12 protein-coding genes and 1 pseudogene are annotated in these 14,583 nt (G+C 52.7%); 3 read left to right on the top strand and 10 right to left on the bottom strand.

Annotation, left to right across the window (positions count from 1 at the left end; translation table 11 throughout):
- Nucleotides 1–29: 29 nt before the first annotated feature.
- From ACFO1S_RS22635 to ACFO1S_RS22600, 8 genes are all read right to left on the bottom strand, one after another.
- Nucleotides 30–1,136, bottom strand: coding sequence for a BMP family lipoprotein (locus ACFO1S_RS22635; protein ID WP_204601680.1), 1,107 nt, complete (start codon nt 1,134–1,136; stop codon nt 30–32).
- Between the two features lie 59 nt (nt 1,137–1,195).
- Nucleotides 1,196–1,996, bottom strand: coding sequence for a purine-nucleoside phosphorylase (locus ACFO1S_RS22630; RefSeq protein WP_378127694.1), 801 nt, complete (start codon nt 1,994–1,996; stop codon nt 1,196–1,198).
- An 84-nt stretch (nt 1,997–2,080) separates the two neighbouring features.
- Complete coding sequence (locus ACFO1S_RS22625) at nt 2,081–3,382, bottom strand: pyrimidine-nucleoside phosphorylase (protein ID WP_204601682.1); 1,302 nt, start codon at nt 3,380–3,382, stop codon at nt 2,081–2,083.
- Nucleotides 3,383–3,394: 12 nt separating this feature from the next.
- The gene (gene deoC / locus ACFO1S_RS22620; RefSeq protein WP_204601683.1) at nt 3,395–4,066 is read right to left on the bottom strand and encodes a deoxyribose-phosphate aldolase; all 672 of its coding nucleotides are present in this window, start codon (nt 4,064–4,066) and stop codon (nt 3,395–3,397) included.
- A gap of 12 nt (nt 4,067–4,078) precedes the next feature.
- On the bottom strand, nt 4,079–5,026 hold the full coding sequence (locus ACFO1S_RS22615) for a sugar-binding transcriptional regulator (RefSeq protein WP_204601684.1): 948 nt from the start codon (nt 5,024–5,026) through the stop codon (nt 4,079–4,081).
- 291 nt (nt 5,027–5,317) lie between these two features.
- Nucleotides 5,318–6,286, bottom strand: a complete 969-nt coding sequence (gene pfkA / locus ACFO1S_RS22610; protein WP_204601685.1) for a 6-phosphofructokinase — start codon at nt 6,284–6,286, stop codon at nt 5,318–5,320.
- A 49-nt stretch (nt 6,287–6,335) separates the two neighbouring features.
- Complete coding sequence (locus ACFO1S_RS22605) at nt 6,336–7,412, bottom strand: tetraprenyl-beta-curcumene synthase family protein (protein ID WP_204601686.1); 1,077 nt, start codon at nt 7,410–7,412, stop codon at nt 6,336–6,338.
- Nucleotides 7,413–7,433: 21 nt separating this feature from the next.
- Nucleotides 7,434–7,778, bottom strand: coding sequence for a hypothetical protein (locus tag ACFO1S_RS22600; RefSeq protein ID WP_378127627.1), 345 nt, complete (start codon nt 7,776–7,778; stop codon nt 7,434–7,436).
- A 194-nt stretch (nt 7,779–7,972) separates the two neighbouring features.
- Here ACFO1S_RS22600 and ACFO1S_RS22595 point away from each other — a divergent pair, with 194 nt between their 5' ends.
- Together ACFO1S_RS22595 and ACFO1S_RS22590 are read left to right on the top strand one after the other, a co-directional pair.
- Nucleotides 7,973–9,280: a multi antimicrobial extrusion protein MatE gene (locus tag ACFO1S_RS22595; protein WP_204601687.1), complete on the top strand. Its 1,308-nt coding sequence runs from the start codon at nt 7,973–7,975 to the stop codon at nt 9,278–9,280.
- Nucleotides 9,281–9,309: 29 nt separating this feature from the next.
- Nucleotides 9,310–10,467: an MFS transporter gene (locus tag ACFO1S_RS22590; RefSeq protein ID WP_204601688.1), complete on the top strand. Its 1,158-nt coding sequence runs from the start codon at nt 9,310–9,312 to the stop codon at nt 10,465–10,467.
- 83 nt (nt 10,468–10,550) lie between these two features.
- On the opposite strand, the gene ACFO1S_RS22585 is transcribed toward ACFO1S_RS22590, so the two are convergent.
- Together ACFO1S_RS22585 and ACFO1S_RS22580 are read right to left on the bottom strand one after the other, a co-directional pair.
- Nucleotides 10,551–11,891, bottom strand: a complete 1,341-nt coding sequence (locus tag ACFO1S_RS22585; RefSeq protein WP_204601689.1) for a hemolysin family protein — start codon at nt 11,889–11,891, stop codon at nt 10,551–10,553.
- Between the two features lie 311 nt (nt 11,892–12,202).
- A pseudogene (locus ACFO1S_RS22580) lies at nt 12,203–13,087 on the bottom strand (AAA family ATPase); the annotation flags it as partial.
- Between the two features lie 320 nt (nt 13,088–13,407).
- Between ACFO1S_RS22580 and ACFO1S_RS22575 the strand changes: the two are divergent.
- Nucleotides 13,408–14,580, top strand: coding sequence for a hypothetical protein (locus ACFO1S_RS22575; RefSeq protein ID WP_204601690.1), 1,173 nt, complete (start codon nt 13,408–13,410; stop codon nt 14,578–14,580).
- Nucleotides 14,581–14,583: the final 3 nt, after the last annotated feature.

The raw sequence follows: 14,583 nt of genomic DNA, 5'->3' as shown, positions 1-14,583 counted from the left end.
TCGCACACGCACCCTTTGCTCGTTAGTCATTATTGGGCAGTCGGTACCGTGATTGCGCCGCTAATAATTTTTTGCTTGTACTCTTCCACTTTATCGAGAACCTCTTGAGGGACATTTTTGGTCGAAGTATCCGGCAAGCCTACCGCATTGTCCTTCAATCCCAGTGTCGTAATTTGACCTGCAGGGAAATTGCCTTCGATCAGATCTTTGGATACGCGATAGACCGCTTCGTCAACGCGCTTCAGCATGGACGTCAGCGTGACATCATCGCCGAACTCAAGGGATTGGTCTTTATCTACGCCGATAACCCAGACTTTCTTGTCCGCAGCGGCACTCTTGTTGCGTTCCTTCGCTTCGTTGAAGACGCCGTTGCCCGTTCCGCCAGCCGCATGGAAAATGATGTCCGCACCGTCGTTGTACATCGAAGCGGCTGCCGCTTTGCCGAGATCGGCCTTATCAAACGCGCTTGTATAGATAATGTTCACTTTTGCGTCTGGATTTACCGCCGCAACGCCTGCAACGAATCCAAGCTCGAAACGTTTGATAACCGGAATGTCGATGCCTCCGACGAAACCGATTTTGTTGGATTTCGTCATAGAGCCGGCCACGACGCCAACCAGGAATGCGCCTTCGTTCTCGGCGAACGTGATGGAAGCGACATTCGGAGCTTCAACGACGTTATCGATAATCGCGAGCTTTGCGTTCGGGTTCTTCGTCGCCGCATCCTTCACCGCGTCGCCCATCAGGAAGCCGATTCCCCAGGTCAGGCTGTAATCATCGCGTACGAACTTGTTCAGGTTCGTCAGGTAGTTCGAGGCTTCCTTGCTTTCCAGGTACTTTATGCTTGCGCCTGTATCCGACTCCAGATGTTTCAAGCCTTCCCACGCGCTTTGGTTGAACGATTTGTCATTAACGCCGCCTACATCCGTAACCATCGCGAACTTCATGCCTTTGCCGTTTGCCGCCGCGTTGCTTTCGCTCGGGCTTGCACTCGGGCTCGCGCTTGCGGACGCGCTTGGGGAAGCGCTGGCACTCGGGCTGGACGCGCCTTCATTGTTGCCCTTGGCTCCGCAGGCTGTCAAAGCCAAAGAAGCGACAAGCATGATTCCTGTAAACAGCTTTGTCGTTTTTTTCATGTTCATTCTCTCCTTGAGATCTGATGGTATTATTATTGACATGCTTAACGCCGATTCGATTACAGCCGAGTGACGATCTCTTTTACCAAAGAAATGAATTTCGGCTTCGTGCGGTTGGCGACCTCGATGACCTGCTCGTGACTAAGCGGCTCCAGATGCTCGCCGATGGCCATGTCGGTGACACAGGAGATGCCGATGACTTTCATCTTCATGTGGCTGGCCACGATCACCTCGGGCACGGTGGACATTCCTACCGCATCTCCGCCGACAAGACGCAGCATCTTGAGCTCTGCCGGCGTCATATAGGTCGGCCCCGTGATTCCGGCGTATACGCCCTTTTTCACGCGAATATCAAGAGACTTCGCCGTTTCCTCTACAAGCCCGAGCAATTCTGGTGTGTACGCCCGGCTCATATCGGGAAAACGAGGCCCCAACTCCGCTTCGTTCTCTCCGATCAACGGATTGGCTCCGGTCATGTTCAGGTGATCCTGGATAAGCATCAGATCGCCCGGCTCGAAACCCGGATTCATGCCTCCGCAGGCATTGGTTACAATCAGGTGCTCGACCCCGAGCGCCTTCATGACCCTCACGGGAAAAGTAACCTCCTGCATGCTATAGCCTTCGTAATAATGAAACCGCCCCTGCATCGCAATTACCGCTTGTCCTTGCAGCCGTCCAATGACAAGCTGACCTGCATGCCCTTCGACCGTCGATACCGGAAAATGCGGAATCGATTCGTACGGCACACGTACAGCGTCCTGAATCTCGTCAGCCAGCTCTCCCAGGCCGGAGCCCAGTATGAGACCGATTGTCGGCTTAATGGTCTGCAAAGACTGGATATACCCTTTAGCTTCTTCCATCTTCTGCAACAACTGACCCAATTATGTTCACCCCCTTAGATGGAATTCCGAATGTCTCTACTCAGCTTGTCCATGATGCGCAAATTACTTCACTTCGCCCACAATCAATGCCGGAGGATGAACCGCCTCCGCCTGAATTCCGATCGACTCGTAGATTTTGGCCATCGCTTCTTCATAAGACAAGCTGTTGGCGTACAGAGTCGCCAGCGCTTCTCCGGCTTCTACCGGATCGCCGATTTTTTTGTGCAGCACGATCCCGACCGCAAGATCAATGCGCGACTCCTTCGTCGCGCGACCCGCTCCCAGCAGCATGGCGGCCACTCCCATATTCTCCGCAGCGATCGAGGCAACGAACCCCGACGCTTTGGCCGGAACGGGAATCGCATGCTTAGCGGTAGGGAGTCTTTCCGGCTCGTCGACCACCGATGCATCGCCTCCCTGGGCGGCCAGAAAAACCTTGAATTTCTCAAGGGCGCTTCCGTTCCGGATGGCCGTCTCCAGCAAGCCGCGCGCTTCCTCCTGGGTTGTTGCCACTCCGGCCAGCACTGCCATATGGCTGCCTAACGTCAGGCACAGCTCGGTAAGATCCCGGGGACCCGTGCCTCTGAGCGTATCGATCGCTTCCTTCACCTCAAGCGCATTGCCGATCGCGTTGCCCAGCGGCTGGCTCATGTCCGACAGTACAGCTATCGTCTTGCGGCCTACTCGGCTGCCGATGTCTACCATGCAGGCCGCAAGCTCCTCGGCCTCCGACATTTCTTTCATAAATGCGCCGTCGCCCGTCTTTACATCCAGAACAATCGCATCGGCCCCCGATGCAATCTTCTTGCTCATAATGGAGCTGGCGATCAGCGGAATCGAATTGACTGTTCCCGTAACATCCCTCAGTCCGTACAGCTTTTTGTCGGCGGGCGTCAGGTTGTCGCTCTGGCCGATAACGGCAAGTCCATTGCGATTGACAAGCTTCAGGAAGGCGTCGTTGTCAATCTCGACGTGGAATCCGGGAATGGATTCCAGCTTGTCGATCGTTCCCCCGGTGTGTCCCAGTCCCCTGCCGGACATCTTCGCCACCGGAACTCCGATAGCCGCCACAAGCGGCGCTAGCACGAGCGTAGTCGTATCGCCGACGCCTCCCGTGCTGTGCTTGTCCACTTTCGTGCCCGAAATGGCGGATAGATCGATCGTCTCTCCCGAGTGAACCATCGCCATCGTCAGATTGGCTCTTTCCTCCGGCGTCATCCCGCGGAAGAAAATCGCCATCGCCATCGCCGACATCTGATAATCCGGGATCGAGCCGTCCGTGTATCCTTGTATCAGAAAGCGAATTTCAGATTCCGTCAACTCGCCGCCGTCTCGTTTTTTCGTAATCAGGTCAACGGTTCTCATCCGCTTGCCTCCTCAATACCCTTGTGCGGTTCCGCCGGTTACGATGGCAATCGAAGAGCTTGCGCCCAGCCTTGTCGCCCCGGCTTGAATCAACTTGCGCGCAATATCCAGATCGCGAACTCCGCCGGAGGCTTTAATACCCATATCCGGTCCGACAACATGGCGAATCAGCGCGATATCCTCGACGGTCGCTCCGCCGGTTCCGAAGCCCGTCGACGTCTTGACGAAATCCGCGCCCGCTTCCTTGCAGAGCAGCGAGGCCTGGCGCTTCTCTTCGTCCGTCAGGTAGCAGGTCTCAATAATGACCTTTACTTGAGCCTTGTCTTTGCATGCCGTTACCACCGCTTCGATATCCCGCTTAACATCCTCCAGCAATCCCGACTTTAACGCGCCTACGTTCAACACCATATCGATCTCGGTAGCTCCGGCCGCTATCGCGTCAGCGGCTTCGGCCGCTTTAATCTCCGTTCGGCTTGCGCCTAGAGGAAATCCGATAACCGTCGTCAATCCAACCGCGCTTCCCGCCAATTCGCGAGCGGCAACCGGCACCCAATACGGATTGACGCACACGGTCGCGAAGCCGTAGGTTTTGGCCTCGCCGCAAATGCGTACAATCTCGGACTCGGTGCTTACAGCGGCAAGTAAAGTATGATCAATTCTGGCTGCAATTTGTTCAGGCGTCATATTCGTATTCTCCTACACGTCTGTTTTTTTTAGTAAAGCCTTAGCTGTAATTTGGTCCGTCACCAGCGTATTTCCATATTTTCCGCGAAGCGCGCCATAGATGGCGTTCACCTTGGACGCGCCGCCCGCCACCAGAATGGAATGCTCCTTGGCGCGCAGCTCGTTCAGCTCGATCCCGACCGTTCGTTCATTCAGACTGGGCAGACAGATTTCGCCTTTCTCGTCATAGTATCGCGAACAGATGTCGCCGACCGCCTTGGTTTTAATCGTCTCCAGCTCGTCGTCGCGCATATAGTTGGAATTGATCAGCACGGAATCCGGCGTAGGGGAGCCTGCCGTAAATACGGCGATATTCGCCTGATAGCCCATATCCATAACCCGGCGAATATGCCGATCCGTCAGCATCGCCTGCTTCACCAGAATGTGATCGACAATTGCCGGCAAATACATGAAGTACGGCGTGACGTTAAAGGCTCGCCCGAACAAGTGCACGATCTCAGAGGGAGAGATTTGCACGTCGGCGTCGCTCACGCCTCCATTTAATTGAACGACGAGCGAATTGTTAAGCGATTTTGTCTTCAAGTGCAGGGCGACCTGATACATCGTCGAGCCCCAGGATGCGCCAATCGTATCCCCATCTTTAACCAGATCGACGATATACGACGCAGCGGCTTGTCCGATATATTTCTTGACTACGGCTTCCTCATAGGTCGGAGTAAAGGCGACTACAGCGTTCTTCAGGTGGAAGCGTTCTTTCAGCATGAAGCGCAGCACTTCGACATCTTCCGTCGGGTCTTTGATCTCGATGGTCACAATGCCTTCCGCTTTCGCTTGCTGAAGCAGTCGAGACACCGTGGGCCTGGACACGCCAAGCGCATCCGCGATCTGATTCTGGCTGTAATCCATCTGATAATAGAGCTTCGCAGCTTCCACGACTTTCCTGATTTTGTCGTTATCCAACAAAACTCACACCATTCAAAGAGCATGTTTTTGAAATTATGTTCACTTCGGGTGAAATTATGTTCTCCCACACGTTATTATAATAGATATAAGCATTCCGCGCTAGGGTAAAATCCATACGAAAAGCCGCCCTTGAGGCAATGACCCCACCTGAAGGACAGCTCTGATTCTATCGGTTATCCTGCGCAGCAGCCTTTGCATTTCTTACGGCTCTTGTCCTTGCCGGATCACGAACAACAAACGGGGTCGCTCGGCAAGACCCGAAGGTCTCCCGGCAACCCCGGAGATTGCTTATTGCGCCAAGCGCAAGGCCAGATTGTACAGATCGAGATTAAACGACTTCTTCGTGGACACGACCTTCTCGATATCGGTAGCGACGAATTCGCCTTTAATAATGCCGATGCCTTTACCGGAATCTCCCTCCATTAGCCTCTGAACGGCATGATCCGCCAGCTGGCTCGCGAGAATCCGATCGTTGTGCGTAGGCGATCCGCCGCGCTGAATATGCCCCAAGACCGTGACGCGAGGCTCGATGCCGCTGTACTCGGTAATGTTCTTGGCTACTTCATCGCCGGAGCCTACTCCTTCCGCAACGACGACGATGCCGTGGCGCTTGCCCTTCTGGAAGTTATCCTTCATCCGCAGCGAGATTTCCTTAATGTCAAAGGGAACCTCCGGTACTAGAATTGCTTCCGCTCCGCTGGCCAATCCCGCATACAGCGCGATATCGCCGCAGTGTCTGCCCATGACCTCTACAACGGACGATCTCTCATGGGAGGTCATCGTATCGCGGAGCTTGTTGATCGCGTCTACGACGATGCTGACCGCAGTATCAAAGCCTATCGTAAAGTCCGTGAACGGAATGTCGTTATCGATCGTCCCGGGCAAGCCCATCGCTTTGATGCCGAGCTTGCTTAGCTTGTGAGCGCCTTGATACGAGCCGTCGCCGCCGATCACGACAAGACCGTCGATGCCGTGCTCGCGAAGTACTTCCGCCCCGCGCTGCTGGCCTTCCGGCGTCATGAATTCCTTGCAGCGCGCCGTCTGCAGAATCGTGCCTCCGCGCTGAATAATGTCGCCCACGCTGCGCAGGTCCATTTCCCTCAGATCCCGGTTCAGCAAGCCTTGGTAGCCTCTTTGTACGCCATACACTTCAATTCCCCGGTAAAGCGCGCTTCTGACGACAGCCCGAACCGCCGCGTTCATCCCCTGCGAATCCCCGCCGCTCGTCAACACCGCGATCTTCTTAACTGCACTCATCTCCAGATTCCTCCCTGATTTTCTCTGTGTGTCCCTACTCCTTGCTTCGTTACATTGCTTTTCTTATCCAATGGCTGTTCAGCCAGAAAAACACTCTGGTCCATGGGCTTCCCTTCATGAGAAGCTTGGCTGTTCGTCTCACGTCCTGTTGGTCTCGAACCTTGGGATCGGACAAATACAGGGCCACCAGGCCTTCGACGATCATGCGGTGGAAATATCCGAACGGAAGTTCGTCGGCTGAGGTTCGCGCCGCTTGAACCATATTTTCCATCCGCTTATCCAGCATCCGCTGGTCTTCGTAATAGCTGCAGAAATTCAAATCTCCGCCTTCGCGGTCCTCCGCTTGATCGATTAAATAATCGAGCAGAATATGCAAGCCGCAGATGGAAGGAAAATACCGCTTGCGGATGTGCTCCGCCTGCCCGTCCGCCAGAGACGGATCGCTGGCTGCGAGGAACAGCATGAACATGCCCAGCGTCGAGCCAGTTGCGGCCGCGAACTCGTTCCATTGCAGCTCCGGGTAATTGCCGGAATGCTTGTTCCACCAAGTAAGCAGCTCTGCCTCCCGTTTCGTTCGGTCGATGTGCTTATACACCTGCAAATCGCAGTACAATCCGACAAGCTCTACAACGAACGGCTGCACCTTAGCATAGGAGGGCAAGGCGGCAATCGCCGTCTTGCACTTGAGCACAAGCCCCTCCAGATAACCTCCGTCATCCTGCTCTTCTCTTAACGCATAATAATTTTGCGTCTTCGCCTCTACCGTTACCGCGTCGAGCATGCTCTGATGGAGCAAGCGAAAGTCCCCCGGGTCCAGCGAGGTACTGCGATCGCACAGGTTGTCCAGATAATCGCTGATCGTCTGCAAGGCGACAATCAGCGGGATCAGCACGTGTCGCTGCTCCAGATTCGCCGCGGCGTAGACGCCGCCGCCCTCGCAATGGAACTGCTTCGATCGAATGCTGTCCAGCGCCTGCTTGCGCAGCTCCGGGTCGGGAATGGCATTCGCCCGCTCCCTCCATCGGCCAAGCTCCGCGCGAACTTCCGGCAATATGTATTTGTACACTCTTCTCATCAAGGAAAACGGTCCGCGAGGTGAACGTCCCGCCAGTAAAGTATGGCTCATTGCTAGATCCTCCGCTTAACTCTAACCGCTATGCGACTTGACGTCGCCCTCCAACTCCTGGCGGGCGCGAAACCAAATGTTAAGGTCGTTGATTTGACTGGCCAGCTCGGCGATGCGTCCATTGATCTCGCAGGATCGGACAAAGTCTTCTTCCTCGAACAGCTGCTGCTGCTTGATTCGAATGACGGCCTCCAGACGCATGATCCGATCCGGAATGGTCCCTCGAATCGTTTCCCATCTGGCCAAAATGGCGATCTGACGCTCTCTCCCCAACTCTTCCCAATCGCTCTCCAGCCTTGGAAGCGCCATGCCGAGTTTGTCGCAATAATGGAACTGTCGTTCCAGCCACGTGTCGTCCGTTCGCATTTTGTCACCCGGTCTTTGTCCGTTCAGGCATTTAAAATGTATCATCCTTTAATTTATCATTTCATAGGGGTGAAATCCAGCTTTTATTCTCCGGCCAATTGTTGAAAATGCTCCCCGATCGCCGCGATTATCTGATATAATACAACCTATCTTAACGCACGGAGTCACGGCAATCCAACCGGGGGAATCTCATAATGACGCACAATAACGAGCCGGTCTCGATGAGACGGCTTTTGCTGTTTTTCATTCCGATGGGAATTTCGGTCCTGTTGATCAATCTGTCCCATGTCATCATCAACGGGACGCTTGCCCGCTCCGACAATCCGGAGATCATTCTGGCCGGCTACGCACTGGCGATGAGTCTGCTGGTCGTAACCGAGAAGCCGGCGGTTCTGTTCCGGCAAACCTGCTCTGCCCTCGTACGCGATCGAATCTCCTTCCGCGCGGTCAGACGCGTAAGCTTCTATGTATTCGGCTCGGCTCTGCTATTCGGGGGCCTCGTCGCTTACAGTCCAGTCGGACATTGGATTTTCGGAGGCGCATACGGCGCCATCCCTGTCGTGGAGCGCCAGGCGATTCATGCCTATTCCGCGCTTATGTTCTTGTCCGTATTCTCCGGCATCCGTTGCCTGTATCAAGGCGTTATCATCTATAAAATGAGAACAAGATGGCTGACGATTGCGATGGTATTCCGGCTAGGCGGCATGTTCCTGCTCTCGCAGTACTTCCTTCATACAGGCGTGCATAGCGCGCTGCAAGGAACGATCATATTCGTCTTCGGCATGGTCATCGAGGCCGCCATCAGCATGTGGGAAGCGACCAAGCTGCTCAAAAACATGCCCGAGAAGGACGAGGAGTGCGAAGTTACGCAGCCGCGCCAGGTAACGAAATTCTATAACCCGCTTCTTTATTCATCCTTGATCGTCGTATGGCTATTGCCGATTCTGAATGCGCTGCTGGGCACGACAGAACGGGGCACGCTCGCCGTCGCTTCCTTCGCCGTCGCCGGCAGCCTGATGAACCTGATTCTCGGCTTCTTCACCTACTTTCATCAGATCGCTTTGCTGTTCATCAAATCCAACCCGCTCCTTGTACGCAGGTTCGTGCTTATGCTTGGGTTCATCCCCCCGCTGCTGCTCATCCTTATGGCGTTCACTCCTGTCGGACCGTGGATGTTCTCGCATCTGCTGGGCGTCAAGGACGAGCTGCTTCAGGCGTGCATTCATGCTTTACGCGGCTTTCTCCCCTTCGTTATCCTGTTCCCTTGGCTGGATACGCTTAACGGCATCGTGATGGCTCACGGAGAGACGAAGCTGATGTTCGGATCGCAGATCGCCAATGCGGTTATCACCGGACTGCTGATCCTGCTGCTCGTCTATCTGCTGCCGACCTGGAACGGCGTTCTCGGCTCGCTCGCCCAATCCGGAGGGGTGTTTGCCGAATTGATCTACTTGACGTGGGCGTTCCGTCGAAGCCATCGTTCGGATAAAATCTTAGATTAGCAAGCCTAATGAACAGGAGAAATGCCCGGATGGAACAATCCCAATCAATGCGGGGACAGCTCTTCGTGTTGCGCACGCTTCAATTCGCCAACTACGCGTCGATGGCGCTGCTCGTTACTTACTTTCCGCTTTACTTCGAGAGCATGGGCTTCTCGAAGCAGCAGATCGGCACGTTCTACTCTGTCGGACCGTTCCTGTCCATTGTCGCCAATCTTTTGGTAGGCATATTGAGCGACCGCACCAAAAACTTGCCTCGTATTCTGAACATTCTGTACCTCGTTCAGATTCTCGCGCTTGCGCTGCTGCTGCCTCAGAAGGAGTTCGGCATAATGGCCGGTATCTTGGCACTCTTCTACCTGGCGCAGACGCCTAACAACTCCATGCTCGACAGCGTATCGCTGCTTGCCGCGGAACGTATGAAGATCGGCTTCACAGCCATTCGCATGTACGGGTCGCTAGGTTATGCGGTTTGCTCGGTGATCTTCGGCTTCATCCTGAAGACCTATGCCTCCAACCTGACGATCTGGCTGCTCCTGTGCGTCGTGCTGGTGTCTCTTGTCTCCTCTTTCTTCGTTGCGGATTATCAAGCCAAGCTGCGCAAATTCGAGTTCAGCGGCCTGGTGGGCCTCCTTCGCCGTCGGGAACCGCTCGTCTTCTTCGGGCTAATCATGCTAGTATCCGTCGCGCACCGCATGAACGAGGCCTTCCTGTCCGTTGGCATGAGGGAGATCGGCGCGGACGATTCCGTCATCGGATTTGCCTCGTCGGCCTCGGCCGTCAGCGAAATTCCAATGTTCTTCCTTCTGGCCAAGTACGGGCATCGTTTCCGCGAATTTCCGCTCCTCGCCATCGCCAGCGCATTCTATACGATTCGTCTCGGCTTGCTCAGTATGGCGAACGAGCCGTGGATGATGGTGGGGCTGCAAATGATGCATGCCTTCACTTTCGCGATCTTCTACATTACGGCGCTGCGCTGTCTTCAAGGTCTCATTCCCGACGAATACCGTTCATCGAGCCAGGCGGTATTCGCCGTCGTCTGGTCCGGTCTCGCCGGACTTATCGCAGGTAAATTGGGAGGATGGCTTTACGATTCCTTCGGTCTTTCCTATGTATTCCGTACAGGCTCTATCTTTGCCCTGATAGGCATGCTCGGGTTCCTGCTCGTCCACTTTAGGCAGCGGCAGTAGGAATCCTTCCCGCTGAGAATGCGCTTGTGGGGATAGAATCAAAAAAGGGATTTGCTCCGTTCTTGCGAGCAAATCCCTTTATATTATCCCGTTTCAGCCTGCGGCTCTTCCCAGCTTACCTCGTCCGTGCGGTTCACGGTAATTCTGGATACGCGCAAATGATCGGTTTCTTCTATTGTAAAGCGGAAGCCTTCTTCGGCGACGACGAATTGATTTTTCTTCGGTGGATTCTCGATCTGGGAATAAATCCATCCCCCGATCGTATCGTAATCGTCCGTCGGAATATTCAATCCGAACAAGCTGTTGACTTCTTCAATAAGCATCATTCCGTTGATGGAATACGTGTTCTCGTCGCGCTTCTCCACGTCCGGACGTTCCTCATCGAATTCGTCCTGAATTTCGCCTACAATTTCTTCCATAATATCTTCCAAGGTGACTAATCCGGCTGTTCCGCCGTATTCATCGATCAGGATCGCAATCTGAGACTTCTTCTTCTGCATCAGCTTCAGCAGCGCACTGATCGGCATGCTCTCCGGAACGCTTATCATCGGCCGCATCAGATCGCGGATGTCGAGCAAGGCGTTATCCGGCACTTTCAACAAATCTTTAATGTGAACGAACCCGATAATGTTGTCCTTGTCCCTCTCGCACACCGGGTAACGGGTATGCATCTCGCGAAGAGCGATCGTCCGGTTCTCCGCGAAGGACAGATTGCCGTAAAGACAGCTCATTTCCGTTCGGGGAATCATGATCTCTCGCGCATTGGTTTCGGCAAATTCGAAAATATTGTCCATCAGCGCCAATTCGGTGTTGTCAATTAATCCGCTCTTGTGGCTCTCCTGCACCAGGATACGGATTTCTTCCTCCGTATGGGCAGAAGTGGACGCTTCCTTGATGTCGATTCCGAACGGCTTAAGCAGCAGCCCTGCCATTCCGTTAAGCAGCCAGATAAACGGACTCATTATCTTGTGGAAATACATCAGAGGGGTAGCCGTCCATAGCGTGACCGTCTCGGCCTTGCGAATGGCGACCGACTTCGGCATTAACTCGCCAAGCACGATATGAAGCACCGTAATAAAAGTAAAGCCGATGACGAACGATAACGGGTGAACCAGATTCTCGTTTAATTTCACGGCTTCGAACACAGGTTCGAGCAGGCGGGCGATGAACGGTTCGCCGATCCATCCGAGGCCGAGCGATGTAAGCGTAATGCCGAGCTGGCACGCCGACAAATACGTGTCGAGATGCTCGATCAGATGGGAAGCAACCTTCGCTTTCTTATGCCCTTCTTGCGCCAAACTGTCAATCCTTGAACCGCGCGCTTTGACCATGGCGAATTCCGCCGCGACAAAAAAGCCGTTGAGGAAAACCAATACAATAATCAAGATCAAATTCACGCTTAACGGAATGGGGTCACCTTCCAAATCATTCCTATCCTCGCCGCTAACGGGAGGACAGGTACACCTCCTTTTAAATGAAGAAAAGTTGATAAGCTCAAAAACGTAAAAAAAGATACGCCTTTACAATAGCTTAGACGGTTTAAGACAGTCCGTCAAACGACGGTTAGCCTCGTAAAATCGCCGTAGTACCCATCTCTATTCGCTAGAGCCTGCCCTCTATGCCGATTTTCGAGCGAAAAGGCCGGATATCCCCGAATCCAGCGATTTCAGTCCCTTTTAAGCTTTTCCCCCTAAATTTTTCCTCCAAGCGAATCGATCCTAATGCCCATTCCAGGTCAACTCCGCTTTCCTCTCCGTCTGAGCTGATTGTGCCGAATCTTCTCTTCCATCCCCTGCTCCGTCGCCTCGTAAAACACGCTGGAGGCCAGCTTGTCCGGATAATAGTTCTGCTCGACGTAATGTCCAGGGTAGTCGTGCGGATACTTGTAGCCGATATGCCCCAGCTTTTTCGCCCCGCTGTAATGCCCATCTCGCAGATGCAACGGCACTTCGGCTGATTTGACATGCTCGAAGGCGGACATCATCTTGCCGATCGTAACGGCAATCGCATTGGATTTCGGACTTTCCACGGCAAACAAAATCGCTTGGGCGACAATATATTTCGACTCCGGCCAGCCGATTCTATGGTACGCTTCCATCGCGCTGACAGCCTGAACCATCGCCTGGGGATTCGCCAATCCGATATCTTCGCTGCACGCGACCGTCAATCGCCGCAAGAACACCATCGGATCCATTCCCAGCTTCTCCACCGCGTACAGAAACCAGAATAACGCCGCGTCGCTTGATCCCCTCACGCTCTTATGGAACGCGGACAAGACGTCGTATTGCGTGGACTCGTCCGCTTGTATAGTAGGCTGGCGAATCGATTCCTCCGCAACCTCCACCGTCACCCGAACCGTTCCGTCCAGCTCCGACGGCGTCGTCACCGCCGCCAGCTCCAACGCTGTAAGCGCGCGGCGAATGTCTCCGTTCGCCATGGAAGCGATGTGAAACAGCGCATCCTCCTCCACGTGGAGCTTCATGAAGCCCAGCCCTTTGACCGAATCGGACAGCGCCCTGCGCATCGCAATCATGGAGTGCTCCTTCGTCAGCGGCTCCAGCCGGAACAGCGTCGAGCGGGACAACAAAGCTCCGTTCACCGAATGGTACGGATTTTCCGTCTTATATGTATAATTTAGAGAGAAACTATTAATAAGTTAAGAGAATCTCTGATAATCCTATATCACATAAGGGTTTAAGTGATTTGTTATTTTCCACTTCTTTCAAGTTTAGGAGGGAAATTAATTAAGGATGAAGAAGTATTAGGGAAGGGGAACTTAGTGCTCAAACATGTTCAATAAGTACGAAGTAGAAGTATGAGGCACGTAGTAAATGAAACATTGAAATAATAGGTAACCAAATGGGATTAACGCCTTTACCAACTAAGTTATGGATAGTTACTCAAGTCGAGTGAACAAGTACTCTTGAAGGAGTGTTTAGGATGGCTAAACGGACGGATTTTCGATTTGTCGTAAAAGAAGCACAAGTTACGATGCGAAACAACTTGCAACGATACGCAACGATAGTTGTGAAGGACCTTCGAAGAGGCGTATTTACGGTTCATCCTGTAACAGATTTCATTCGCTCGAGATATGGATCGAAAGACAATTACAATACGCAGAAAACTCCTGCTGAAGCTATTAAACGATTTTTGAACTGGCTTTTTGTCGAAAATCATGCGATATATGGTCTGAACTCTTTTGAGCACTTTCAAATCAAGCATGGTGTTGACTACCTTAACTATTTAAGCGAGATAAAACAAAACAAAACAAAAACTGTGAATGCAGCGGAAAGGTATCTGACTGAGTTTTATGATTTTCTTCAACGAAGAAAAATTATTAATAACATCGTGCCTTCAAGAAAAAGCATAAATGATACATTGGAATCTCCATTCTCAAGCGAGGGCTTAGCAATGCCGACCCAGGGTTTGCATCAAAGTAAAATATCCGACTTCCCCAACGCGGAGTTAGCACAGCTGTTTTTGGAAACAGCGTACAATGTAGCACCAGACATTGCCTTTGGTGTTTACTTGCAATTTTTAGGCGGCTTAAGAAGAGGCGAAGTTGTAAATTTAACTATCGGTAGTATTCAAGCAGCAGGGGCATACGGTAGTGGCGGTATGATCACAGAAGTGCGGGATCGAACTGAGCTCTTTGTAAGAATACGCGATGCAGCCAAGAACAGCGTAAAGCAACCAAGAGATCAAGCGATACTGCTCTCCCCTATGTTGCCCGTGTTATATAAACGCCATTTACAGTGGCTAGCAGCAAACTCTCGTTCAAAAAGCGACAATCCACTTTTTATTGATACGTTCGGTAATGCAATGAGTGGAGCGGTCTATGAGATTCGCTTTACTAAAGTAAAGAAGGCTTTCATGAAGCGTCTGGAACAGTTAAAGTCGCCACACGTAAGTTATTTGAACAAATATACATGGGGCACGCATATAGGGCGCGGCATTTTTACAAACATCATCGCTAGGTATAAGGCAAAAACACCTCATGAGTTGGCTGCGTTCCGGGGAGATAGAACAATCGACGCCGCATTAAGATACATGTCAACACTAAGAGTTCAAGAGGAAATTAATCGTGGACTGGAAGATATATTCACGCTTTAAAGC

It is taken from the genome of Cohnella boryungensis (assembly GCF_042651945.1).
GTDB lineage: Bacteria > Bacillota > Bacilli > Paenibacillales > Paenibacillaceae > Cohnella > Cohnella boryungensis.
This window is presented reverse-complemented; position numbering and strand designations above follow the sequence as displayed.